This is a genomic window from Streptomyces sp. NPDC088707, assembly GCF_044752725.1.
GTDB lineage: Bacteria > Actinomycetota > Actinomycetes > Streptomycetales > Streptomycetaceae > Streptomyces.
On record NZ_JBIVLV010000001.1, the window covers coordinates 337,863 to 361,773 of the forward strand.

The following is a 23,911-nucleotide window of genomic DNA, read 5'->3' on the forward strand; positions in this document are numbered from 1 at the left end:
CAGTCCCCGCCGCGCCGCCCGGAAGGCGATCCCCCTCCCCCTCCGTCCAGGAGCCGCCATGACCACGGCCGACACCCCCACGACACGAAGGCGCACCCGCACCCGCACGACGGCCTCGCTCGTCTCCGTCGGGGCCCTGCTCGCCACCGCCCTCTCCTCCGCCACGTTGCTGACCGCGGCACCGGCCGGCGCCGCGGAGACCCTCCTCTCCCAGGGGAAGACCGCCACCGCCTCCTCCAGCGAGGGCGCCGCCTGGGCCGCCTCCGCCGCGGTCGACGGCGACCTCACCGGAACCCGCTGGGCCAGCCAGTGGAGCGACGCCCAGTGGATCCAGGTCGACCTGGGCACCAGCGCGAACATCAGCCGCGTCGTCCTGAACTGGGAGGGCGCCTACGGCAAGGCGTACGACATCCAGCTCTCCGACAACGGAAGCGACTGGCGCACCGTCAAGTCCGTGACGGCGGGCGACGGCGGCACCGACGAGCTCGCGGTCACCGGCACCGGCCGCTACGTCCGCCTCCAGGGGATCACCCGGGGCACCGGCTACGGCTACTCCCTGTGGGAGTTCCGGGTGTACGGCGGCGGATCCACGCAGCCCGAGCCCGGCGGCGCCGTCCGCGTGAGCGGCACGCAGGGCAACTGGCAACTGACGGTCGGGGGGCAGCCGTACACCGTCAAGGGCGTCACCTGGGGCCCCGCGATGGCCGACGCCCCCCGCTACATGCCGGACGTGAAGTCCATGGGCGTCAACACCGTCCGTACCTGGGGGACGGACGCCGGCACCAAGCCGCTGCTCGACTCGGCCGCCGCCAACGGCGTCAAGGTGATCAACGGCTACTGGCTCCAGCCGGGCGGCGGCCCGGGCTCCGGCGGCTGCGTCGACTACGTGGCGGACGGCGCGTACAAGAGCACCATGCTCACCGAGTTCGCGAAGTGGGTCGACACCTACAAGTCCCACCCCGCCACCCTCATGTGGAACGTCGGCAACGAGTCCGTCCTCGGTCTGCAGAACTGCTACAGCGGCACCGCGCTCGAGGCGCAGCGCAACGCGTACACGGCCTTCGTCAACGACGTCGCCAAGAAGATCCACTCCATCGATCCCGACCACCCCGTGACCTCGACGGACGCGTGGACCGGCGCCTGGCCCTACTACAAGCGGAACGCGCCCGACCTGGACCTCTACTCGATGAACGCCTACGGCGACATCTGCGGGGTCCGCGAGGACTGGGTGGAGGGCGGCTACACCAAGCCCTACATCATCACCGAGACCGGTCCCGCCGGCGAGTGGGAGGTGCCCGACGACGCCAACGGCGTCCCCGACGAGCCCACCGACGTCCAGAAGGCCGACGGGTACACCAAGGCGTGGAACTGCGTCACCGGCCACCAGGGCGTCGCCCTCGGCGCGACCGTCTTCCACTACGGCACGGAGCACGACTTCGGCGGCGTCTGGTTCAACCTGCTCCCCGACGGCCTGAAGCGCCTTTCCTACTACGCCCTCAAGAAGGCGTACACGGGCTCCGTCGCCGGCGACAACACCCCGCCGGTGATCAGCAACATGACGGTCACGCCCGCCGGATCCGCCCCGGCCGGCGGCGAGTTCACGGTCCGCGCCGACGTCCGCGACCCCGACGGCGACGCCGTCACCACCAAGATCCTCCTGAGCGGCAACTACGCCAACGGCGACAAGCGCCTGATCGACGCGCGGTACCGCTCCCTCGGCAACGGCACCTTCGCCGTCACCGCGCCCGAGAAGCTCGGCGTGTGGAAGGTGTACGTGCAGGCCGAGGACGGCCGCGGCAACGCCGGCATCGAGACGAAGTCCGTCAAGGTCGTCGCCCCGCCGGTGGCCGGCACCAACATCGCCCTGAACCGGCCCACCACCGCCTCCTCCGCGCAGGCGTCCTACGGCGACTGCCCCTGCCCGGCGACCCACGCGACCGACGGGAACACCGCCACCCGCTGGGCCAGCGACTGGAGCGACCCGCAGTGGATCCAGGTCGACCTCGGTTCGGTCCGCTCCTTCAACCGGCTCCAGCTGGTCTGGGACCCGGCCTACGCCCGCGCCTACGAGGTCCAGGTCTCCGACGACGGCGGCACCTGGCGGACCATCCACGCCACCACCACAGGAAACGGCGACATCGACACCATCGAGACCGGTGCCACCGCACGGTACGTCCGGCTCCAGCTCACCGCACGCGGCACCGGCTGGGGCTACTCGCTCCACGAGTTCGGCATCTACAGCTGACCCCCTGAGGAGAACGAGGAGATCACGATGAGAATCCGCGGCCGGACCCTGTCCGCCTTACTGCTCAGCGCAGCCCTGGGCGTCTCCGCCCTGACGGTGAACACCTACACCGCGGCCACCGCCCGCGGGGAGACCACCGCCCCGGCCGCCGGCGCCCACGGGGCGCACGCGGCGGGCGCCGCCCAGGGCCATGTCATGGCGGCCTCCGCGCTCCCCTCGGGGGACGACGCCGACGGCGACGGCTACATCCCGGCCGTACCCCAGGTCACCGGGGTGATCCCGTCCACGGCCACCCCGCCGCCGGCCTACCACCACGAGTTCCAGGCCGGCTGCTCCGTCACCCACACCGCGCCGGACGACCCGATCGTCTACCCGGGCCAGTTCGGCAAGTCCCACGACCACACGTTCATGGGCAACACCTCCACGAACGCGGCCAGCACCACCGGCTCGCTCTACGGAGGCAGCACCACCTGCAAGGCTCCCGCGGACGCCTCCGCGTACTGGATGCCCTCGCTGTACAAGGGCGACCAGAAGATCCTGCCCGTCGGCCCTCAGGTCATCTACTACAAGGCGGGCGTCACCGACTACCGGAGCGTGCGGCCCTTCCCCAAGGGTCTGCGGTTCGTCGTCGGCAACCCGACGCAGACCGCCCAGGAGTTCCGCGGCCACAAGGGCTTCGTCGAGGGCTGGGAGTGCGGTGACAGCTTCTTCAACACCGACTTCCCGGCGAGCTGTCCGAGCCGGCCCGACGTCCAGCTCAACCTGCGCATGCAGGCCCCCAGCTGCTGGAACGGCCTGTACCTCGACACCCCCGACCACAAGAGCCACATGGCGTACCCGGTGGTCAAGCCCGGCACCAACGACAACATGTGCCCGGCCTCCCACCCGGTCGCCCTGCCGATGATCGAGTTCAAGATGGCGTGGCCGGTCAACGGCGACATGAGCCAGGTCCGCCTGGCCAGTGGTCGCGGCTACTCCTTCCACTACGACTTCTTCAACGCGTGGGAGGAGCGCACCCTCAAGGCCCTCGTCGACCACTGCATCGTCGGCGGCCTGCAGTGCGACACACGGGGCTTCGACCTGTACCGCCCCGAACGCGGTGTCGTGCTGAACGAGGACCACCGCCTGCCCTGATCCGTCTCCCGTACCCGGCCCGGACGCCCGCGAGGGCGCCCGGGCCGCTTTCCCGTCCGCCTCTCGGCACCAGGAGGATCCCGTGACCGCCCCCGCCCCGTCCGCCACCGCCCACCACGACGCGCTCATCGACCTCCTCCCCCCGCGCTTCCGGTTCGGCGCCGCCACCTCCGCCTTCCAGATCGAGGGGGCCACCGCCGAGGACGGCCGCACCCCGTCCATCTGGGACACCTTCTGCCGCGTCCCGGGGGCCGTCAACAACGGCGACACGGGAGACGTGGCCTGCGACCACTACCACCGCATGCCGGAGGACGTGGCCCTGCTCGCCGCCCTGGGCCTCGACACGTACCGCTTCTCCGTCTCCTGGTCCCGCGTCCAGCCGCACGGGCGGGGCCCGGCCAATCCGGCGGGGATCGGTTTCTACGACCGCCTCGTCGACGAACTCCTCGCGCACGGCGTCACCCCCTGGCTCACCCTGTACCACTGGGACCTGCCCCAGGAGCTCCAGGACGCCGGCGGCTGGCCCGCCCGCGACACCGCCCACCGCTTCGCCGACTACGCGGAACTCGTCCACGAGCGCCTCGGCGACCGCGTCGCCCACTGGACGACCCTCAACGAGCCGTTCTGCTCGGCCGTCCTCGGCCATGTCGAAGGCGTCCACGCGCCCGGCGGCCGCTCCTTCGCCGACGGGGTGCGCGCCGTGCACCATCTGCACCTCGCCCACGGACTCGCGGTCCAGCGCCTGCGCTCCGCCGCCCGCCGCCCCCTCGACCTGGCGGTCACCCACCTCCTCGGCACCAGCCGGCCCGCCACCGACTCGGCGGCCGACCGCGAGGCCGCGCGCCGGGCGGACGCCCTCGGGTTCCGCTTCTACCTCGACCCGATCCTGCGCGGCCGGTATCCGCAGGACCTCGTGGACGACCTGGCGGCGCGCTCCGTGACGATCCCCGTCAGGGACGGCGACCTGGAGGTCATCAGCAGCCCCGTCGACACCCTGGGCGTCAACTACTACCGCTCGATGCGCACGTCGGGGGTCGACGAGGACGGCGCCTCCGCCGACGCCCGCGGCGTCCCCGTCACCCGGAACCTGCCGCACGGCGGCCTGCCGGTCACCGGCCTCGGCTGGGAGGTGATGCCGCACGACCTCACCGACCTCCTGCTGCGCATCTCCCGCGACTATCCCGGCACGCCGATGGTGGTCACCGAGAACGGTGCCGCCTACGAGGACGTTCCCGACTCCCACGGCTTCGTCGAGGACGCCGACCGCACCGCCTACCTCGCGTCCCACCTCGCCGCCGTCGCCGAGGCCCGCGTCCGGGGCGCCGACGTCCGCGGCTACTTCGCCTGGTCGCTCCTGGACAACTTCGAGTGGGCGTACGGCTACGACAAGCGCTTCGGTCTCGTCCGCGTCGACTACGCCACCCAGGCCCGTACGCCCAAGCGCAGCGCCCTGTGGCTGCGCGACACGGCCCGGCGCGTCCGCGGCGGCGCACCGGGGTGACATTCCCGGGGTGACTCGGGGAGGCCGGGCGTCATTCCTCCTGGTCCCGGGTCTGCTCCTCCCGGCCGAGGCCAGGGCGCTGCCGCTTGGCCCGGTGGCCGTCGGCGCCCTCCCGGTCGGTGTCACCGGCGCGGTGCGCCACGGCCTCCTCGGCCTCCTCGCGCGCCTCCTTGTCGCCGCTCTCGCCCTCGGCGCCCGCCGGAGTGGTGGGGGTGGTGCGGCGGCGCCGCTCGTCCTCGTTCGCTCGTTCCTTCACGGGGTCCTCCTTCGGCAATCCTCGTCGGTCCGGCCTCGGGGCGTCCTCATCGGTCCGGCCGCTCGTCCGGCGCGGTCCAGGAGTCCCGCCTCGCCTCGGCCGCCGGCGGCTGGGCGACGGGGGCGGAGGCCCGTCTGCGGGCCGCGCGCCGGGAGCCCCACCAGAAGGCGGCGATCAGCAGGACGGCGATCAGCACCCCGACCAGGATCAGCAGCAGGGCGGGTGAGCCGGAGGCGGCCAGTTCGGAGGCGGTGACTGTCGAGAAAATCATGGGGACCCTTCCTGTCGGGAACGGATCGAACCGTCTGAGTTCGGCGGCTACCCCCCGAGATCGGAATCAATCCCCCGGTCCCCTTGGACCACCGAGGCGCGCGCTCCGGCCGGCCTCCTCAGCTCGACCGCTGTGGCCGCCGCTCCGCCCCGCCGTCGAGGTGCGGGAAGCGGAACTCCGTACGCCGGTGTGCGGCGGCGCCGGGGCGCAGCACCGCGCTGGGGTACTCTGGCCGGTTGGGGGCGTCGGGGTAGTGCTGCGTCTCCAGGCAGACCGCGCTGTGGCGCTCGTGGGCGCGCCCCGTCCCGTCGATGAGGGATCCGTCCAGGTGGTTGGCGGTGTAGACCTGCATGCCCGGTGCCGTCGTCCACACCTCCATGACACGGGTCTCCGCGGGAGCCGTCAGCCGGGCCGCGTACCGCAGCGGGCCCGGCTCCCCTCCCGGCAGCGCCCAGCAGTGGTCGTACCCGCCGGCACGGCCGATCTGGTCGTCGGCCGCGCGGACGCAGTCGCCGAGAAGCCGGGGGGACGTCAGGTCGAAGGGCGTACCCGTCACGTCCCGGAGGGGGCCGAGCGGGATGCCGTCGTCGTCGACCGGCAGATAGGCCTCGGAGTCGATCTGGAGCGTGTGGCCCAGGACGTCCCCGGCACCCGCGAGGTTGAAGTAGGCGTGGTGGGTGAGGCTGACCACGGTCGGGCGGTCGGTGGTCGCGGTGCAGTCGACGGACAGCGTGCCGGCGCCGTCGAGGGAGTACGTGACGGCGACGTCGAGAGCTCCGGGGAAGCCCATGTCGCCGTCGGGGCTGTGCAGCGACAGCCGGAGCGCGGCCGTGTCGCCGTCCGTGAGGGGGCGCGCGTCCCACACCCGGGTGTCGAACCCCTGGGGACCGCCGTGCAGGGCGTGACCGCGGTCGTTGAGGGGGATGTGGTGCGTGGTGCCGTCGAGGGTGAAGGTGCCGTGGGCGATGCGGTTGGCGTACCGGCCGATCAGCGCACCGAGGTACGGGCCCTTCTCGGCGTACTGGTCCACCGAGGGCAGGGAGAGGACCACGTCGGCCGTCCGGCCTTCGGTGTCGGGCACGCCCAGGGAGTGCAGGACGCCCCCGTACGTGAGGATCTCGGCGTACACGCCGGAGGCGGATTCCAGCCGCCAGAGGCCGACCTCCCCTCCGCTCGGGGCGGTGCCGAACGGCCGGTGGCGGACGGTGGGTCGGAGCATGGCGAGTCCTCAGGGCGAGCGGATGGTCGGACGGTCAGGAGGCCGGCTCGGACCGGCTGTCGTCGCCGGAGCCGGTAGCGGGGGCGGCTTCGGGTACGGCTACGGGGTAGGGGTCGGAGCCCGTACGGCGCCGCCTCCGGTGGACTCCCGTACGACGAGCTCGTACCCGGGGCTGATCCTGCGCGGCTCGGAGTCCGACCGCCCGCTGAGCCGCTCGACGAGGCGGTCCACGGCCAGGCGGGCGATGGCGTGCTTGTCGGGGGCGACGGTGGTGAGGCTGATCGCGCCGAAGCGGCTTTCCTCGATGTCGTCGAAGCCGACCACGGCGATGTCGTCGGGGACACGGAGGCCGCGTTCGGTGAGGGTCCGCAGGGCGCCGAGGGCGATGAGGTCGTTGTACGCGAAGACCGCGTCGGGCCGCTCCCCCCGGTCCAGGAGCGCCGACATCGCCGCCGCGCCGTCGGAGCGGCCGTAGCCGTCCGTGGCGACGACCAGTGTCTCGGCGGGCTCGAGGCCCGAGGCGACGAGCTCCTCCCGCCAGCCGCGCAGCCGCAGGTGCGCGGGTCGGCGTTCGCGGTCCGTGCGGGAGCCGAGGAACGCGATGCGGCGGCGGCCCAGGCCCACCAGGTGGCGGACCGCCTCGCGCGCCGCCGCCACGTTGTCGATGGCGATCTGGTCGTACGGCGCCTCGTACTCGCGCTCGCCGAGCAGCACCAGGGGCGAGGTCTCCTGCCGGGCGACCAGATCGGCCGTCTCCAGATGGATCGGGCTCAGGATCAGGCCGTCGATGACGTGGGAGCGGAACTCCTGGCAGACCAGCAGTTCCCGCTCGCGGAGCCCCGCCGTGTGGTCGACGAGGACGGTGTAGTCGTGCTGGGCGGCGGCGTCGATGATGGCGCCGGCCAGCTCCGCGAAGTACGGGTTGCCGAGCTCGGGCACGGCGAAGGCGATGATGCCGGTGCGCCCCTTGCGCAGATGCCGGGCGGTGAGGTTCGGCCGGTACCCGAGTTCGTCGATGGCCTGCTGCACCTTGGCGCGCATCTGGGGCGTGACGTGGGGGTAGTTGTTCACGACGTTGGACACGGTCTTGATCGACACGCCTGCCCGCTGCGCGACGTCCTTGAGGCTGACGCCCACGGCACTCCTCTGATTCGGCTCTGGGTCGGTTCTGGGCCGGTTCTGGAACGGCTCTGGAACTGGTCTGGAACGGCTCTAGTCCGAGCATGATCCGTCTCCGTCAGACGGTACTTCGGCTCCGCGACAGGTAGCGCTGGGCGACCACGACGAGGATGAGGAACCCACCGCTCACCACCGACTGGTACGAGGAGTTGAGCGTGCCGATCTGGTTGATGAGGTTCTGGATGACGGCGAGCAGCAGCACCCCCCAGAGGGTGCCGCTCACCGACCCGGCGCCGCCGACCAGCAGCGTTCCGCCGATGACGACGGCGGCGATCGCGTCGAGCTCCATGCCCGCGCCGATGATCGTGACACCGGAGGAGAGCCGGGCCGCGTTGACGGCCCCCGCGAGTCCCGCGAGGAGACCGCTCAGCAGGTACACCGTCACCTTCGCCCGCGCCACCGGCAGGCCCATCAGGGTGGCCGCGTCGCTGCTGCCGCCGACGGCGAACAGTGTCTGGCCGAACGACGTGCGCTGGAGGACCAGCCCCCCGGCCGCGAAGAGGGCGAGGGCGATGAGGATCGGGTAGCCGAAGCCCCCGATGCTGCCCTGGCCGAGTTCCGCGAACGCCGAGCCCTTGGGCACCAGGTACGTGGTGGCGCCCTCGTCGGTGAGGGCGAGCAGCAGCCCGCGCGCGCCGAGGAGGGAGGCGAGCGTGACGATGAAGGGTGCCATGCCGGCCCGGGCGATCAGCAGACCGTTGACCAGGCCGATCGCCCCGCAGACCGCGAGCGGTACGAGGAGGGCGGGCAGGATGCCCCACTGGGAGGCCCAGGCGGCGAGCACCCCGCCCAGCGCGAAGACCGAGCCGACGGACAGGTCGATGCCACCGGTGATGATCACCAGGGTCATGCCGAGCGCGACGACGGCCAGGAACGACGCCTGCACCGTCACTCCCCGCGCGTTGTCGAGGGTGGCGAACGTGGGGTAGACGGAGGAGGCGATCAGGACGACGAGGAGCAGGACGGCGAGGACGCCCTGGCGCTGCACGAGCGCGGCGAGCCGTTGCCGGCCGGAGACGTCGGCCCGCCGGCGGTCGGCGGCGGCACCGCTCCCGGTGGGCACGGAGGGCGTGGTGCCCTTCCCCGGTGCGGCGAGCGAGGAGGTGGGGTTCATCGGGATCGGCGCTCCCGTGCGACGTAGACGGCGGCGATGATGATGGCGGCCTGGGCTATCTGGGCGGTGGAGTCGGGCAGGTCGTGCTTGACGAGTGTGGCGCGCAGCAACTGCATCAGCAGCGCACCCGCGACGGTGCCGAGCACCCGGATGGACCCGCCGCTCAGCGGGGTTCCGCCGACGACCACCGCGGTGATCGCGGACAGCTCCATGAGGGTGCCGAGGGACGACGGGTCGCTCGCGGTGAGGCGGGCGGTGGCCAGGATGCCCGCGAGGGCGGCGAGCACCCCGCACAGGATGTACACCCCGGTCAGCACCCGCTTGACGGGGAGTCCGGAGAGGGCGGCCGCGGACCGGTTGCCGCCGATCGCGACGACCTGGCGTCCGAACGTGGTCCGGTGCACGAGGAAGGCCACCGCGAGCGCCAGTACGGCCGCGATCAGGACGACCAGCGGGATGCCGAGGAGGCTGCCGGTGCCCAGCGACAGCAGGTCGGGGTTGACGATCTGCTTGAGCTGACCGTCCGCCATCACGAGCGCGATGCCGCGTCCGCCGACGAACAGGGCCAGGGTGGCGACGATGGGCTGGAGTCCGACGACGGACACGAGGGCGCCGTTCACCGCCCCGACGACGGCGCCGGCGAGCAGCGCGATCAGCAGGGCGGGCACGAGGCCGTAGCCCAGGTACAGCGGCAGGAGTGCCGCTGCCAGCGCCATGGCCGACCCCACGGACAGGTCGACTCCCTCGGTCCCGATCACCAGGGCCATGCCGAGGGCCACGATGACGATCGGGGCGACCTGGATCAGCTGGGTGCGGAGGTTGTCGACGGTGAGGAAGTGCTCGGTGAAGAGGGCGTTGAACAGCAGGAGCGCTGCCACCGCCGCGTACACGCCGTACTCCTGGAACCAGGCCGGGGCGCTGCGTCGTCCGGGGACGCCGACCGGCGGCGCCGCGGTCACCTGAGTGGTCATCGGAGGTCCTCCTCGGCGTCCTCGGTCCGGCCTGCGGCCGCGGCCCCGTCCGCTGTCCTTGCTGCCTTCTCGGTCGCCGTCGCCGCCGCCGGGGAGTGGTCCGCCAGTACGGCGAGCAGTTCGCTCTCCGACACCTGGTCCCCGGTCAGTTCACCCGCCGTGGCCCCGTTCCTCAGGACGACGATCCGGTCGGAGCCCTCGACCAGCTCCTCGATGTCGGACGAGATCAGGAGGACGGCGAGGCCCTCCTGGGCCAGCTCGTCGATGAGGGCCTGCACCTCGGCCTTGGCACCGACGTCGATGCCACGGGTGGGTTCGTCGAGCAGCAGCACCTTGGGTTCGAGGCACAGCCACCGGGCCAGGAGCACCTTCTGCTGGTTCCCGCCGGACAGTTCGCCGACCTTCTGCTCGGGGCTCGACGCCTTGATCCGCAGCCGCTTCACGAAGATGTCGACGACACGGTCCTGCTGCGCGCGGGAGACGATGCCCGCGCGGGAGAGGCGTGGCAGCGCCGCGAGCACGATGTTCTCGCGCACGGAGAGGCCGGGCACGATGCCCTCGGCCTTGCGGTCCTCCGGCAGGAGGCTGATCCCGGCGCGGATGGCACTCGCCGAGGACATCCGGTCGAGCGGCGCGCCGTCGACGGTGATCCGCCCGGTGTCCAGCGGCAGGGCTCCGGCGAGCGCCTTCGCGGTCTCGCTGCGGCCTGAGCCCAGCAGACCTCCGAGGCCCAGCACCTCCCCCGGGTGGAGTTCCAGCGAGATGTCGTCCAGTTGGTGCCTCCTGACCATTCCGGTCGCCGTGAGGACGGGCTTGCGCGCGATGTCGTGTCCCTCGCCCGCGAAGCTCGTCGTGCCGTGCCGGCGGACCTCGGACAGTTCCCGGCCCAGCATCATGGAGACCAGCTGCATCCGGTCGAGGGCTGCCAGGTCGCCGGTGTGGATGTGCCGTCCGTCGCGGAGCACCGTGACGCGGTCGCAGATCCGGTAGAGCTCGTCCATGCGGTGGCTCACGTAGACGACGGCGATGTTCTGCCGGCGCAGGTCGCCGATCACCCGGAACAGCGTCTCGACCTCGCGCGGCTCAAGGGAGGAGGTGGGCTCGTCCATGACGACCACATGGGCCCGGACCGACACGGCGCGGGCGAGCGCCACCATCTGCTGCGCGCCGATGCCCAGGGTGTGCAGCGGCCGGCGGGGGTCGACGCGGACGCCGAACCCGTCGAGGAGGGCCCCGGCCTCGGCGTGCATCCGCGAGAAGTCGATCAGGCGGAGGCGGGTCCGGGGCTCGCGGCCGAGGAAGATGTTGCGCGCCACGCTCATCAGCGGAACCAGGTTCACCTCCTGGTAGATCGTGGAGATGCCCGCCTGCTGCGCCTCGAACGGGCGCGAGAAGTGGACGGGCCGGTCGGAGAGCAGCAACTCGCCGCTGTCCGGCCGGTGCACGCCCGTCAGCACCTTGATCAGGGTGGACTTGCCCGCGCCGTTCTCGCCGACGAGCGCATGCGTCTCACCGGCGCGGAGCGTGAACGACACGTCGTCGAGGGCCACGACGCCGGGGAATCGCTTCCCGACGCCGCGCGCCTCCAGCACCGTCGGCGCGACGGACGGCTCGGTGCCGTCCAGCACGGACGGGGCCGCTTCGGGGGGTGCCATGAGCGTGGCCTTCCGGAGATGGTTCGTGCGGGTGCGTGGTAGGAGGGGGTCATGCGGGACGGGCCGGTCACCACGGGCGGGGAGGTCCGTGGTGACCGGACGACCGGGCGACGGGAGGTGGCGGAGTCCCGGCGTCAGTACGCTCCGCCGAGGGACGCCTTGGCGTTGGCGGCGTCGTAGGCGCGGTCCGCGATGATGACGTCCTCGGGGATGCCCTCGCCGGCGTAGAACTTCTGGGCGGTGGCGAAGGCGAGGGGTCCGAAGCGCGGGTTGGACTCGATGACGGCGTTGAGTTCGCCGTTGGCGAGGGCCTGGACGGCGTTGCGCGTGCCGTCGATGGAGACGACCTTGACGTCCTTGCCGGGGGCCTTGCCCGCGGCCTTGAGCGCGGTCACGGCGCCCAGCGCCATCTCGTCGTTCTCCGCGTAGACCGCCGTGATGTCGGGCTTCGACTGGATGAGCTGCTCCATGACCTGCTGGCCCTTGTCGCGGGCGAACTCGCCGGTCTGCTGGGCGACGATCTCGATGCCCGGGGCCTGGGCCCCGACCTGGTCGACGAAGCCCTTGGTGCGGTCGGTCGTGACGCTGTTGCCGGAGGAGCCGAGGAGGATGGCGACCTTGCCCTTGCCACCCGTTGCCTTGATCATCGCGTCGGCGGCGCGCTTGCCCTGCTCGACGAAGTCCGAGCCGAGGAAGGCCAGGTAGTCCTTGCAGGCCGTCGCGTTGACCTTGCGGTCGATCGTGAGGACCGGGACCTTCTTCGCGGCCGCCGCCTGGAGGGCCGGTTCCAGGCCGTCGGAGTTGAGCGGCGCGACGATCAGGAACTGCGCGCCCTGCGCCAGCATGTCCTGGATGTCGCTGATCTGCTTGGAGAGCTGCGACTGCGCGTTCGTGGTGAGCAGCCTCTTCACCCCGATCTTCGCGGCCTCGTCCTTGATGGACTGCGTCTCGGCGATGCGGAACGGATTGGCCTCCTTCTCCGACTGGGAGAAGCCGACGACCGCGTTCTTGAGGTCCAACTTCGGAGCGCCGTACGTGGTCAGGGAGCAGCCGGAGCCGGTGGCCGCCGACGCCGTGGGGGTCTGGACGACCTGGGCGCCCTGACTGCTGTCGCCGCCGGCCTGGTCGGAGGTCTCGGACTTGGCGCAGCCGCTCAGTGCCAGGGTGGTGCTGGCGACCACGAGACAGGCGACGGACAGCGCGCGGGATCTCTTCGGAAGGGTCACGTCAAGACACTCCTTGGCGGGGGACAGCACCGCCGAGTGGCGTGCGGTCGCGCGGGGATGGGAAACGTTGTCGGCGCGTCAGGGAAGGCTGCGCCCTCTTGGCCGACATGCGCCTGAACTGCGAAGACCCGCCCTTGACGCCCGACGGGTAGCCGGGCGGCGTCGGCGGCTTTACAACGTTATAACTGGGCCGCGGAGCACACGGCAAGGGTTCGGCACGACGTTTCTTGAACGCGCTCTCACGCGGCGACGCCGTCGCGCCACACGGGTGGTGAGGCGTGGTCAGCAGAACCGTGCAAGGGGTCTGGACAGGCGCCGGGCGGCGTGCTGTCATTCCGCTGCACGCCGATTTCCAACGTTGGAATGGTGGCCGGCCACCGCCGTCGGCCGTCCGTTCCGCACTGTGCCGGACTCGGCCGCCGTCTGCCCGACGCCGCTTGAGCGGTCGAGCGGTCGAGCGGTCGAGCGAGTGGCCGCGCGCCGGACGTACGACCGCCGTACGGCCACCGTGTGACCGGCCGCATGACGCCCGTACAGCCTCCGCGCGACCCGTACGACCGCCTCACGGCGACGGTCGTGCTGACGGCGACGGCCGTGCGGGCGGCACCCCGGCCGCCCAGACGTCGTACCAGCGGCTCGTCACCACGGCACCACGTCCCCTTGCCAACCCGCCCACCCGCGAACCCCGCACAGCGGTGCAGCCGTCACGCCCTCCCCCGGTCCGGCTCCGACTCCCCTCTCCCCCGAGGAAAGATTCGATGACACGACACACCCGCCCCCGCACCAGAATCTGGGCCCTCCTCACGGCGGCGGTCCTGGTGCTGCCCACGAGCACCCTGCTGTCCACCGCGTCGGCCGCGGCACCGCCCCGCGGTGCGAGCGCCGTCCCCGCCGAGAACGCGAACGCCGAGAAGCCCGCCATCGAGGTGCACGGCCTGAAGGGCGAGTACTTCAGCATGTCCGCACCGGGCGCGCGGGACTTCGCCACGCTCGGCGGCACGTCCCTCGACCCGCAGGTCGACTTCTCCGGTCTCACGGGCACCTTCCAGAGCCTCACCGGCCGGACCGAGCACACCACGGCCCGCTGGACGGGCCGGATCGAGGCGCCGGCCACCGGCGACTACACGTTCTACGGCATCGGCGACAACGGCTTCCGCCTCTTCATCGACGGGAAGCCGGTCATCGACCACTGGATCCCCGACTGGGACAAGGAACAGACCAGCGCCTCGATCCGGCTCACAGCCGGTGAGAAGCACGACTTCCGCCTGGAGATGTTCCAGGACGTCGGCGGCGCCAACATGTTCCTGCGCTGGTCGACTCCGACGATGGCCAAGCAGCTCGTGCCGGAGTCGGCGTTCACCCCGCCCGCCGACTTCGAGGTCTATCCCGTCGAGCTGACCGTGGACGAGAGCGGTCGCCGGCTGCGTGCGCGGTTCGACGGCAGGGTCTCCGATCTCGCCGCCGTGAAGGACCACCTCACGGTCGAGGCCGACACCACGCCCATGCCGATCCGCTCGGTCACGGTCGCTCCGGACGACCGCGACTCCGTCCTCGTCACCCTCTCCGAGCCGATCCAGAAGAACCAGCGGGTCAGGGTCGACTACGACGGGAAGGGCGGGCTGAAGAACGGCGGGGAGACGGTTCCGCCGATCCTCCGCTCCGCGAAGAACCTCTCCGCCCACCGGCTGACCACCGCGTGGGGCGACCGACTGGACGAGAAGAACCCGCTGCCCGAGTACCCGCGCCCGCAGCAGGTGCGCGGCAAGTGGAAGAACCTCAACGGCCCCTGGCAGTTCTCCGGGGCCGACGCCGGCGAGCAGCCGGCCTTCGGCAAGGACCTCGACGAGAAGATCATCGTGCCGTTCCCGGTCGAGTCGCAGCTCTCCGGCGTCGAGCGGCACGAGGACCACATGTTCTACCGCAGGCTCGTGAACGTGCCGAAGGACTGGAAGGTCGGCACCGGCGGCAGGGACAACCGCCTGAAGCTCAACTTCGGCGCCGTCGACTACCAGGCCCGGGTCTGGGTCAACGGCGAGCAGGTCGCCGAGCACACCGGCGGCTACACCGCCTTCAGCGCCGACGTCACCGACGCGATCAAGGGGACGGGACCGCAGGAGGTCGTCGTCGCGGTCACCGACACCGGTGGCCGGAACCAGCCCACCGGCAAGCAGTCCACCAACCCCGGCGGCATCTTCTACACCCAGTCGTCGGGTATCTGGCAGACCGTCTGGATGGAACCGGTCGCCCCCGTCTCCATCGACGACGTCGTCACCACTCCCGACATCGACACCGGCAGCCTGGCGGTGACCGTCGCGTCCGACGACGCCACGTCCGGCGCACGTGTCGAAGCCGTCGCCCGGGACGCCCGCGGCAAGGTCGTCGGCCGGGTCGGCGGACCGGCCAACACGCCGCTTCGCCTGCCCGTGGCGAACCAGCGGCTCTGGAGCCCGGACGACCCGTACCTCTACGACCTCGACGTGAAGCTGGTCCAGGGACGGTCGACCGACACCGTCCGGAGCTACTTCGGCATGCGGAAGATCGCGATCGAGAAGGTCGGCGGCTTCCAGAAGCTGGTGCTCAACGGCAAGCCGGTCTACTCCCTCGCCACCCTCGACCAGGGATTCTGGCCCGACGGCCTCTACACCCAGCCCAGCGACAAGGCCCTCGCCTTCGACCTGGAAGCGCACAAGAAGCTCGGTTTCAACGCCGTGCGCAAGCACATCAAGGTGGAATCGCCGCGCTGGTTCTACCACGCGGACCGGCTCGGTCTGCTGGTCTGGCAGGACTTCGTCTCGGGTGACCTCACCGACGGGACGGGCCACAAGGCCTTCGTCGACCAGGGCCGCGAGATGATGCGCCAGCACCACAACTCCCCTTCCGTCATCGGCTGGATCGTCTTCAACGAGGGCTGGGGCGAGTGGAACCGCGAGGAGACCGGACGCATCGCCGAGTCCGTCAAGGCGGCTGACCCGTCCCGTGTCGTCAACGCCCACAGCGGCGTCAACTGCTGCAACTCCAAGGGGGATTCGGGCAAGGGCGACATCATCGACCACCACGACTACAACAACACCGACCCGGCCTTCCCCGACGCCGAGCGCGCGGCCATGGACGGCGAGCACGGCGGCTTCACCCTCCGCGCCCCCGGCCACATGTGGCCCGGCGCGCCGACCGTGATCTACAGCGGCGTCGCCGACAAGGAGGCGCTCACCCGCAAGTACGTGGAGAACACGGAGAAGTACTACCTGGAGGCCGCCGGCGCCGAGCTCTCCGGCTCCATCTACACCCAGATCTCCGACCTGGAGAACGAGCTCAACGGCCTCTACACGTACGACCGCAGGGAGATCAAGGTCGACCCGGTGCGCGTCCGTGAGATCAACCGGAAGGTCATCGCGGCCGGCGCCGCGGCGGGCGAGCGCGATCAGCTCAAGGGCGGCGGGTCCTGGGCCCTCGACGAGGGCACCGGGACGACCGCCCGGGACGCGGGCCCGAACGCCCAGGACCTGAAGCTCTCCGGGGGCACCACCTGGGCCCCCGGAGTGCACGGCAGCGCCCTGAAGTTCGACGGCGAGAGCCAGTACGCCGAGACCGAGGGCCCCGTGGTGGACACCACCACCAGCTACTCGGTGTCGGCGTGGGCGACGCTCGACTCCCTGCCCGGCAACTACGCGACCGTGGTCAGCCAGGACGGCCGGCGCCAGGAGAACCCCTTCTACCTGCAGTACGGGCAGGGCGCCTTCGCCTTCAGCACGCCCGGCGGCAACCGCGCCCGCTATGTCACCACCCCCGAGACGGGCCGCTGGTACCACCTCGTCGGGGTCCGTGACGCCGCGAAGAACGAGCTCAGGCTGTACGTCGACGGTGCCCTCGTGGCGACGGCCGCCCCCGGACCGGCGGACGTCGGCACCGGGCCGCTGTCCGTGGGCCGAGCCAAGTGGAGCGGTGGGAACGTCGACTTCTGGAAGGGCTCGGTCGACCAGGTCCGCGCCTTCGACAAGGCGCTGAGCTCCGAGGAGGTGGCCGCCCTCCACGCGGAGCAGAAGCCGTAGCCCCACGGCGCGACCCGCCCGCGAGCGGCTCCGCCCCGTACGCCGCCGCCCCGCCCCGTACGCCGCCCTCTCCGGCCGGCGTGCGGGGCGGAGCCGTGCCCCCGTCGTCCGACCGGATCCGGCGATCGCCCCAGGACGGCGACGCCGCCGCCGGTCGTCAGAACGCGAAGGCCGCCCCTCCGTTCAGACTGACACCCATGGCGCAGGCGTTGCCGAACGTGTACTGCCACGAGGTGCGGGACCCCTCCCACACGCCGTCCACGGTGACGGTGACCGGGTCGAAGTGCTGCGGGCACATCCGGTCCGGGGCCGGTAAGGCGAGCAGCCCCTCGAAGGCGCCGTCCTGGGAGCCGGCCTTGAGCTCGGCGCAGGCGGCCTCGGGGGCCGGATGCGTTCCGTGGGCGGTCGGCGCGCAGCTGAGGGTGACCGCGCGCAGGACGGTGGACTCACTCGCGTCGGCGCCCTTGCTGATGCTCAGCACGACGGCGGAGGGGGTGTACAGGCTCTCGCCCCGGGCCTCCGCGAGACCGGCGGTGCCGGCGAGACAGAGGAGAGCGGACGCGGAGACCGCAGCGAAACGACGAAGCATGACAGGGATTCACTTTCAATTCGAAGGGTTGAGGCGTCATCTACCTTTCGATCACCGCCTCACTTGCGCTTCGGAGTGTGTCTGACACGCAGAGCGATCGCATCTTCGTGGTCGGTATCCGGACACGCGCGCCCGCATGCCGTTGATCGAATGAACGTTCAGCAGGTCAGGGCCCGCCCCGCACGGCTCCGCCGGCGCCCCGCCCCCGCCCACTCCAGGCCCCGGGCGGTCGCCGGCCTGCGAAAGGACGCCCGAGGTTTACCGACCGGTCGTTCAGTACGACCGATAAGCGACGCTCACCCGGGCCCCGCGCGGAGCGCATCCCTCCTATTGCCCCAAATGAGAGATATGCCGCATGCGGGTATGTTCTTGCACCGAGGCCTGTGGACAGACCTGCAGGGGTCATCTCATCGGTACGTCTGGGCGGAGGAAATCCGTGGGAACGGTCACGACACAAGACGGCACCAGCATCTTCTACAAGGACTGGGGGCCACGCGACGCACAACCGATCGTGTTCCATCACGGCTGGCCTCTGAGCGGCGACGACTGGGACAACCAGATGCTCTTCTTCCTGGAGCACGGCTACCGGGTCATCGCCCACGACAGGCGCGGTCACGGCCGTTCCGGCCAGAGCTCGACCGGCCACGAGATGGACACCTACGCGGCCGACGTGGCAGCGGTGACCGACGCGCTGGACCTGCGCGACGCCGTCCACATCGGCCATTCGACCGGGGGCGGCGAAGTCGCCAGGTACGTCGCCCGCGCCAAGCAGGGACGGGTGGCGAAGGCCGTGCTCGTCGGGGCGATCCCACCCATCATGGTCAAGTCCGACTCCAACCCGGGCGGCCTGCCGATCGAGGTCTTCGACGGCTTCCGGGCCTCGCTCGTCGCCAACCGAGCCCAGTTCTACGTCGACGTTCCGGCGGGGCCCTTCTACGGCTTCAACCGCCCGGGCGCCGAGGTGTCCCAGGGCGTGATCGACAACTGGTGGCGACAGGGCATGAGCGGCGCGGCCAACGCCCACTACCACTGCATCAAGGCGTTCTCCGAGACGGACTTCACCGAGGACCTGAAGCAGATCACCGTGCCCGTCCTGGTCGCCCACGGCACCGACGACCAGATCGTCCCCTACGACGACTCGGCACCCCTGTCGGCGAAGCTGCTGCGCAACGGCAGGCTGAAGAGCTACGAGGGCCTCCCCCACGGCATGCTGACCACGCACCCCGACACCGTGAACCCCGACCTCCTCGCGTTCGTCGAGGAGTGAGGCGGCGAGACCGCCAGGGGTGGTCACCGCTCTCCGGGAGTGGGCTGAAGATCGAGACCTAAGTCGCACTCCTCCCGCCGACTCGGAGACTCTCGGCCGATGTCCGGCCCGGTACCGGCCTGTGAAGCTGGCCAGGAGAGCTACCGGGCCGGGCCCTTCGTGAGGGGCCGGAGACCGAGAGAGTGAGAGCGACGATGGTCAAGCAGGAACCCCCGGTCACCGTGCGACTGCCCGAGGCATGGCTGTGGGCCGTCATCCTGATCGGGGCCGGGCTCGGCGTCGGTGCGGCGTTCGCCGTGGGCCCGGTCGCCGACTGGACGATCCGCCTCTTCGACGGTGCGCCGGGCCCGCTCAGGCTGGCGGCCGCACTGCCCCTCGTCTGGGCCGTGCCGGCGCTGACGCTCGTCGGCGCGTTGGCCGGGGCGTGGGTGGCGGGCGTCTGGCGCGCGGAGAACCCCGTGGTCGAGGTGGGCGCCGACCGCGTCGTCGTCCGTGCCGACGGCGGCGGCCACCACGTCGAACGGGCGCAGCTCGCCGAGGTGTTCACCGACGGCCGCGATCTGGTGCTGCGCGGTGCCGACGGTGGGGAGCATGTCCGGACGAGGGTCGACAGCGGCCTCGCGGAGCGCCTGCGGTCCGCTTTCGAGCAGCACGGCTATCCCTGGCGCGGCACCGTCGACCCGCACGAGTCCGCCTACACGGTCTGGGTCGACAACACGCCGGACCTCGACGAGCGCACGCACGCGCTGCTGCGGCAGCGCCGACGGGCGCTCGCCGACGACCGCACGGGCGCCGCCGACGAGGCCCGTGAGGAGTTGCGGACACGGGGCATCAGCGTGAGGGATCGCGGCAAGGCCCAGCAGTACCGCAAGGTGTGACCGCGGAGGCCAGGGCCGGGAGGCGGCGAGCGTGATCCCGAACCCGATCAGGACACCGTGTCGCGACGCCGTCAGGCCCTCGGATGAGGCACGTTGGAGCCATGGGCTCCCAGCTACGCAACGGTCCGCACGGCTACGGGATCGTGACCAAGACCCTGCACTGGACGCTGTTCGCGGCCATCGCCGCGCAGTTCGCCGTGGGCTACCTCCTGGACGCGGACGACAGCGGCCGGGGCAGGGGACGGGGCGAGGACTCCGGCAGGGGGCGGGGCCGTGGCGGAGACCACGACGCGTACGCACCCTTCGGGGACGACACGCTGCTCACCGTGCACGTCGTCCTCGGCGGCACCGTGCTGCTGCTCGGCATCACCCGGCTCGTCTGGCGGCTGGCCACGCCCCTTCCGCCGTGGGCACCGACCCTCACCGTCAGGGAGCGTCGCCTCGCCCACGCCACGGAGGTCGTCCTGTACGCGGCCACGTTCGCCGCCCCCGCCACCGGTCTCGCCCTGCTGCTGTCCGGTGAAGACCTGCTCGCCCTCCACATCGCCGCCCAGGTGCTCCTCCACGTCGCCGTCGCGGCGCATGTCGGGCTGGTGCTCAAGCACCAGCTGATCAACCGGGACCACCTCCTCGCCCGCATGCTGTGAACCCGAGAGGCGTGTTCGTACGGGGGTGGTGTCGCGGCGTCAGCCGCCTTCCGGCAGATACCAGCGGTGGGGGCTGATGAGCCGGCGCAGGCTGTCCGGTCCCCAGGATCCCGGGGCGTACGGCTCGACCGGCGGTGGGGACTGCAGGAGGGGAGCGGCCACCTCCCAGAGGCGTTCGATGCCTGCGGCGTCGGTGAAGAGGGACTGGTCTCCGAGCATCGCGTCCAGGATGAGGCGCTCGTAGCCCTCCAGCGCATGGTCCTGGGTGAAGGAACCGGCGTAGTCGAAGACCATCTCGGCCTGGGCCAGGCGCATGTCGGGGCCGGGCCGCTTGGCGAGGAAGCGTGCGGTGATGGTTCCGGGGTCGTCGAAGTCGATGACCAGTTCGTTGTGGCGGCCCTCGGCGGATTCCCGGGCGCCCAGCGGGAACATCCGCAGGGGCGGTTCGCGGAATCCCAGGGTGATGACGTGGCGGCTCTCGGCGAGAGCTTTGCCGGAGCGGAGGTAGAAGGGGACGCCGGCCCAGCGCCAGTTGTCGATCTCGAGGCACAGCGCCGCGAGGGTCTCGGTGTCGGAGGCCGGGTCGACTCCGGGTTCGTCGCGGTAGCCGTCGTACTGTCCGCGAACCACCCGGGCCGGGTCGAGGGGACGCAGGCTCTGGAAGACCTTGTCCTTCTCCGCGCGCAGGGAGTTCGCGTCCAGGGTGGCCGGCGGCTCCATGGCGACGAACCCGAGGAGCTGGAACAGGTGCGTGACGATCATGTCGCGGAAGGTGCCGGTGCCTTCGAAGAACTGCGCGCGGCCCTGGATGTCGATGTGTTCGGGGACGTCGATCTGCACGTGGCTGATGTGGTCGCGGTTCCAGACCGGTTCGAGGAGTCCGTTGGCGAAGCGCAGGGCGAGGATGTTGTCGACGGACTCCTTGCCCAGGAAGTGGTCGATGCGGAAGACGCGGGATTCGTCGAAGACGGTGTGGATGGCCCGGTTGAGGGCACGGGCGGAGGCGAGATCCGTACCGAAGGGCTTCTCGACGATCACCCGGGCGTCCTGGGCGAGCCCGCAGGCCCCGAGCATCTGCACGACCGAGGCGCATGCCTGCGGGGGTACGGCGAGGTGGTGGAGGAGTCGTGGACTGCCGCCGATCTCCCGCTGGGCCTCCCGTACGGCGGTGACGAGCGGCCCGGGATCCTCCGGGTCGGCGGCGCCGAAGGCCAGCCGACTCTCGAAGTCCCGCCATTCCCCGCCCTCGGGCTTGGTCCGGCCGAACTCGGCGACCGCCTCGCGCGCGTGTACGCGGAACGCGTCGTCGCCGAGGGCGACCGCGGCGGGGGCTGATCCGATGATGCGGTAGCGGTCGGGGAGCAGTCCTGCTCGGGCCAGGTGGTACAGGCCCGGCAGGAGTTTGCGCCGGGCGAGGTCGCCGGTGGCGCCGGAGATGACGATGACGTGGTCGTCGGGGCCGACGGACCCGCCGGGGCCGGGGGGTGTGGTCACGTCAGATCTTCCTTTCGCCACGGCCGCCGAGAGCGCCGTGCGGAGCGGAGTGGATCTGCTTCATGGGGCCACTGTGGTGCCGTCTCGGGACTCCGGCACCCCCGGCAGGCCGACCGGGCGACCGCACGAGCGGCATGGTCGGGGAGATCCGTCAGCGTGGCGCGGCGGGCTCCTCGCGGGGTGGGAGAGCCGCCATCGCCCACCGGATCGTCCCCGTCAGCGCCCGTCCGGACAGTCGCACGAGGTCTTCCGGCAGGTACGGCGCCGGGCGGAGGTCCAGCAGCGTGCGGGCCCACGGCGGCAGCAGCCGGACCGCGTTCGACGCGAGTACGGCGTAGGGGCCGCGGGCGGCCCACGGCAGCGGGGGTTCGTGGAGTACGAAGCGGGCCGCGTCCCGGGCCTGCGAGGTGGCCCGGAGTTCGGGACGGTAGGCCGCCAGCCGGGCCGCGAGGGCGGTGCGGTCGCGGGGCGGATCGGGGACGCCGAGGGCGTGGGCCACCCGAGCCGCGTCGGCGATGTACGCGTCACAGCCGGCGCCGTCCAGCGGGTCGGCCCCGAAGCGCTGGTGTGCGCGCAGGAAGCTGTCCACCTCCGCCACGTGCACCCAGCACAGCAGGTGCGGGTCGGCCGCGTGGTAGGGCTCGCCGGCGGGGGTGGCGCCCCTGATCCGCTCGTGCACCTCACGGACGTGGTCCACGGCACGCTGGGCGTCCTCGGCGGTGCCGTAGGTCGTGAAGGCGAGGAAGGTGCTGGTGCGCTGGAGGCGCCCCCAGGGGTCGCTCCGGAAGCCGGAGTGCCCAGCGACCGCGGCCATCGCGCGCGGGTGCAAGGACTGCAGGAGGAGTGCGCTCAGGCCGCCGATGAACATGGACGCGTCCCCGTGGACGGTGCGGATGGGCCGCTCGGGGCCGAACCAGCGCGGACCGGGGGTGCCGTGGATGCGGGCCCGGTTCTGTGCTCCCGCGGGCCCGGCGACGTGACTGAACAGGCTGGTGCCGACCCGCTCACGCAGGCCCGGACCCGACTTGTCGGACAGGTTCACGCTTCCATCGTCGCGCGGGGACGCACGGAACGCCGAGGCGGCGGGGGCCGGGGCCCACGGAACCCGTGGAGCTCCGTCAACCGCAGCGCGCGGATTCCTTCGGGAGAGTGGATCCGGTTGCCACCAAGATCGGCCGCATTCTACGGTTCTGAACTGCTGAAACAGCGTGTTCCCGCCTGCGCGGCCGGTTGACCGCATCCTCGCGTGCGGCCCGAACAGAAGGACGCCCTCATGGCTGCGGACCGGTCTGACGACATGGAACCGGCCCTGGTGCTGGGCCGGGCGCTGCGCGACCTCCAGCGGCGTTCCGGTCGCACGCTCCGCGCCCTCGAAGAGACCGTGCGCATCAGCGATTCGTCACTGTCCCGGTACTTCTGCGGCAGCACGGTGCCCCCATGGTCCACCGTCCACGACCTGTGCAGGGCGCTGGACGGCGATCCGGCCGAGTTCCGGCACCTGTGGGAGGCGGCAGACCGGAGCCAGCGCAGACCGGTGCAGACCGACCGGTCCGGTCAGCGGGACGCGGCACCTCCGCCGCCCGTGGCCGACGGCGGTCCGGCGGGGGGCTCTCCCTCCGAGCGTGCCCCGGAAGGTCGTCCCTCCTTCCGGAGCGGGCGTACCGCCTGGGCGCTGGCCGGGACCGTACTCGGGCTGGTGCTCGGCGCCGGGAGCGTCGTGCTCGTACGGCCGCCGGCACCGGCGCCCGGTGACGACGCTCCGCCCGCGGCGACGCACGGCACGTCGGACGCGAGGGAGCACGACAGGATCTTCGTGAGCCGCGCTACGGGAGCCTGTCTCGACGACAGTCTCGACAAGGGCACGCGTTCCTTCCCGTGCAACGGCATGTCGTACCAGCGCTGGACGGTCCGCACCTCGGGGGACGGCGGCACGCAGCTCCGGAACCATGCGACCGGCGAGTGCCTGGACCACGGCGCCGACGGCCTGCGCACCGGACCCTGCGGGCCGGCCGCCTCCCAGCGCTGGTCCGTCAGCGCGGGGAGCGACTCGTCGTTCGAGGTCCGCAGCACCGCGACCCGACGCTGTCTTGACGACAGTCCGGAGGGCCTGCGCGTGCTGTCCTGCGACCGGACCGTCCGACAGAAGTGGGCCTGAGCGGGAGTGGCAGGCCTGGGCGGGAGAAGCGGGTCCGGGCGAGAGGCGCGGGTCCGAGCGACGA

Annotated in this window: 19 protein-coding genes; 8 read left to right on the top strand and 11 right to left on the bottom strand. The window is 71.6% G+C overall.

All coding sequences use genetic code 11. The annotated features are described in order from the left end of the window. Positions 1 to 58 precede the first annotated feature (58 nt). The 3 genes from ACIP84_RS01690 to ACIP84_RS01700 all read left to right on the top strand — a co-directional run bounded on the left by ACIP84_RS01690 (position 59) and on the right by ACIP84_RS01700 (position 4,880). Entirely contained in the window at positions 59 to 2,245 is a 2,187-nt protein-coding gene (locus ACIP84_RS01690; protein WP_401793252.1) for a discoidin domain-containing protein, read from the top strand. A 27-nt stretch (positions 2,246 to 2,272) separates the two neighbouring features. Continuing rightward, positions 2,273 to 3,379, top strand: a complete 1,107-nt coding sequence (locus tag ACIP84_RS01695) for a DUF1996 domain-containing protein (protein ID WP_355968390.1) — start codon at positions 2,273 to 2,275, stop codon at positions 3,377 to 3,379. Between the two features lie 82 nt (positions 3,380 to 3,461). Further along, a complete protein-coding gene (locus tag ACIP84_RS01700) occupies positions 3,462 to 4,880 on the top strand; it encodes a GH1 family beta-glucosidase (protein ID WP_401793255.1) in 1,419 nt (472 codons plus the stop codon). Positions 4,881 to 4,911: 31 nt separating this feature from the next. Here the strand turns inward: ACIP84_RS01700 and ACIP84_RS01705 are convergent, their stop codons facing one another. The 8 genes from ACIP84_RS01705 to ACIP84_RS01740 form a co-directional block, all read right to left on the bottom strand. After that, positions 4,912 to 5,136, bottom strand: a complete 225-nt coding sequence (locus tag ACIP84_RS01705) for a hypothetical protein (protein ID WP_355968392.1) — start codon at positions 5,134 to 5,136, stop codon at positions 4,912 to 4,914. Between the two features lie 46 nt (positions 5,137 to 5,182). Then, positions 5,183 to 5,407: a DUF6479 family protein gene (locus tag ACIP84_RS01710; protein WP_401793258.1), complete on the bottom strand. Its 225-nt coding sequence runs from the start codon at positions 5,405 to 5,407 to the stop codon at positions 5,183 to 5,185. A gap of 118 nt (positions 5,408 to 5,525) precedes the next feature. Further along, complete coding sequence (locus ACIP84_RS01715; RefSeq protein WP_401793261.1) at positions 5,526 to 6,626, bottom strand: aldose epimerase family protein; 1,101 nt, start codon at positions 6,624 to 6,626, stop codon at positions 5,526 to 5,528. Between the two features lie 99 nt (positions 6,627 to 6,725). Beyond that, a complete protein-coding gene (locus tag ACIP84_RS01720; RefSeq protein ID WP_355968401.1) occupies positions 6,726 to 7,763 on the bottom strand; it encodes a LacI family DNA-binding transcriptional regulator in 1,038 nt (345 codons plus the stop codon). A 100-nt stretch (positions 7,764 to 7,863) separates the two neighbouring features. Continuing rightward, the gene (locus ACIP84_RS01725; RefSeq protein WP_401793265.1) at positions 7,864 to 8,919 is read right to left on the bottom strand and encodes an ABC transporter permease; all 1,056 of its coding nucleotides are present in this window, start codon (positions 8,917 to 8,919) and stop codon (positions 7,864 to 7,866) included. After that, the gene (locus ACIP84_RS01730; RefSeq protein WP_401793268.1) at positions 8,916 to 9,890 is read right to left on the bottom strand and encodes an ABC transporter permease; all 975 of its coding nucleotides are present in this window, start codon (positions 9,888 to 9,890) and stop codon (positions 8,916 to 8,918) included. Before ACIP84_RS01730 ends, ACIP84_RS01725 begins: the two co-directional genes overlap by 4 nt. After that, positions 9,887 to 11,545 carry a sugar ABC transporter ATP-binding protein gene (locus ACIP84_RS01735; RefSeq protein WP_401793271.1) on the bottom strand — a complete coding sequence of 553 codons (1,659 nt, stop codon included), beginning with the start codon at positions 11,543 to 11,545 and terminating at the stop codon, positions 9,887 to 9,889. The genes ACIP84_RS01730 and ACIP84_RS01735 overlap by 4 nt, the downstream gene beginning before the upstream one ends. Positions 11,546 to 11,679: 134 nt before the next feature. Continuing rightward, the gene (locus ACIP84_RS01740; RefSeq protein ID WP_355968411.1) at positions 11,680 to 12,771 is read right to left on the bottom strand and encodes an ABC transporter substrate-binding protein; all 1,092 of its coding nucleotides are present in this window, start codon (positions 12,769 to 12,771) and stop codon (positions 11,680 to 11,682) included. 758 nt (positions 12,772 to 13,529) lie between these two features. Between ACIP84_RS01740 and ACIP84_RS01745 the strand changes: the two genes are divergently transcribed. Continuing rightward, complete coding sequence (locus tag ACIP84_RS01745) at positions 13,530 to 16,817, top strand: LamG-like jellyroll fold domain-containing protein (protein ID WP_401793274.1); 3,288 nt, start codon at positions 13,530 to 13,532, stop codon at positions 16,815 to 16,817. A gap of 157 nt (positions 16,818 to 16,974) precedes the next feature. Here the strand turns inward: ACIP84_RS01745 and ACIP84_RS01750 are convergent, their stop codons facing one another. Further along, positions 16,975 to 17,406, bottom strand: a complete 432-nt coding sequence (locus ACIP84_RS01750) for a subtilase-type protease inhibitor (protein ID WP_355968417.1) — start codon at positions 17,404 to 17,406, stop codon at positions 16,975 to 16,977. A 436-nt stretch (positions 17,407 to 17,842) separates the two neighbouring features. Here ACIP84_RS01750 and ACIP84_RS01755 point away from each other — a divergent pair, with 436 nt between their 5' ends. The 3 genes from ACIP84_RS01755 (at position 17,843) to ACIP84_RS01765 (ending at position 20,198) form a co-directional block, all read left to right on the top strand. Further along, positions 17,843 to 18,673, top strand: a complete 831-nt coding sequence (locus tag ACIP84_RS01755; protein ID WP_401793277.1) for an alpha/beta fold hydrolase — start codon at positions 17,843 to 17,845, stop codon at positions 18,671 to 18,673. Positions 18,674 to 18,855: 182 nt separating this feature from the next. Continuing rightward, on the top strand, positions 18,856 to 19,551 hold the full coding sequence (locus tag ACIP84_RS01760) for a hypothetical protein (protein ID WP_401793280.1): 696 nt from the start codon (positions 18,856 to 18,858) through the stop codon (positions 19,549 to 19,551). A 101-nt stretch (positions 19,552 to 19,652) separates the two neighbouring features. After that, on the top strand, positions 19,653 to 20,198 hold the full coding sequence (locus tag ACIP84_RS01765) for a cytochrome b (protein ID WP_401793283.1): 546 nt from the start codon (positions 19,653 to 19,655) through the stop codon (positions 20,196 to 20,198). A gap of 39 nt (positions 20,199 to 20,237) precedes the next feature. Here the strand turns inward: ACIP84_RS01765 and zwf are convergent, their stop codons facing one another. Together zwf and ACIP84_RS01775 are read right to left on the bottom strand one after the other, a co-directional pair. Beyond that, a complete protein-coding gene (gene zwf / locus ACIP84_RS01770) occupies positions 20,238 to 21,692 on the bottom strand; it encodes a glucose-6-phosphate dehydrogenase (protein WP_401793286.1) in 1,455 nt (484 codons plus the stop codon). 151 nt (positions 21,693 to 21,843) lie between these two features. After that, the gene (locus ACIP84_RS01775; protein WP_401793289.1) at positions 21,844 to 22,734 is read right to left on the bottom strand and encodes an oxygenase MpaB family protein; all 891 of its coding nucleotides are present in this window, start codon (positions 22,732 to 22,734) and stop codon (positions 21,844 to 21,846) included. A gap of 231 nt (positions 22,735 to 22,965) precedes the next feature. Between ACIP84_RS01775 and ACIP84_RS01780 the strand changes: the two genes are divergently transcribed. After that, positions 22,966 to 23,847 carry an RICIN domain-containing protein gene (locus ACIP84_RS01780; protein WP_401793292.1) on the top strand — a complete coding sequence of 294 codons (882 nt, stop codon included), beginning with the start codon at positions 22,966 to 22,968 and terminating at the stop codon, positions 23,845 to 23,847. Positions 23,848 to 23,911: the final 64 nt, after the last annotated feature.

What these genes read in the sequence shown, in the direction of transcription:
- ACIP84_RS01690 (WP_401793252.1), top strand. Translation starts at nt 59, where the DNA reads ATGACCACGGCCGACACCCCCACGACACGAAGGCGCACCCGCACCCGC.
- ACIP84_RS01735 (WP_401793271.1), bottom strand. Translation starts at nt 11,545, where the DNA reads ATGGCACCCCCCGAAGCGGCCCCGTCCGTGCTGGACGGCACCGAGCCG.
- ACIP84_RS01730 (WP_401793268.1), bottom strand. Translation starts at nt 9,890, where the DNA reads ATGACCACTCAGGTGACCGCGGCGCCGCCGGTCGGCGTCCCCGGACGA.
- ACIP84_RS01765 (WP_401793283.1), top strand. Translation starts at nt 19,653, where the DNA reads ATGGGCTCCCAGCTACGCAACGGTCCGCACGGCTACGGGATCGTGACC.
- ACIP84_RS01715 (WP_401793261.1), bottom strand. Translation starts at nt 6,626, where the DNA reads ATGCTCCGACCCACCGTCCGCCACCGGCCGTTCGGCACCGCCCCGAGC.
- ACIP84_RS01695 (WP_355968390.1), top strand. Translation starts at nt 2,273, where the DNA reads ATGAGAATCCGCGGCCGGACCCTGTCCGCCTTACTGCTCAGCGCAGCC.
- ACIP84_RS01725 (WP_401793265.1), bottom strand. Translation starts at nt 8,919, where the DNA reads ATGAACCCCACCTCCTCGCTCGCCGCACCGGGGAAGGGCACCACGCCC.
- ACIP84_RS01710 (WP_401793258.1), bottom strand. Translation starts at nt 5,407, where the DNA reads ATGATTTTCTCGACAGTCACCGCCTCCGAACTGGCCGCCTCCGGCTCA.
- ACIP84_RS01750 (WP_355968417.1), bottom strand. Translation starts at nt 17,406, where the DNA reads ATGCTTCGTCGTTTCGCTGCGGTCTCCGCGTCCGCTCTCCTCTGTCTC.
- ACIP84_RS01745 (WP_401793274.1), top strand. Translation starts at nt 13,530, where the DNA reads ATGACACGACACACCCGCCCCCGCACCAGAATCTGGGCCCTCCTCACG.
- ACIP84_RS01780 (WP_401793292.1), top strand. Translation starts at nt 22,966, where the DNA reads ATGGCTGCGGACCGGTCTGACGACATGGAACCGGCCCTGGTGCTGGGC.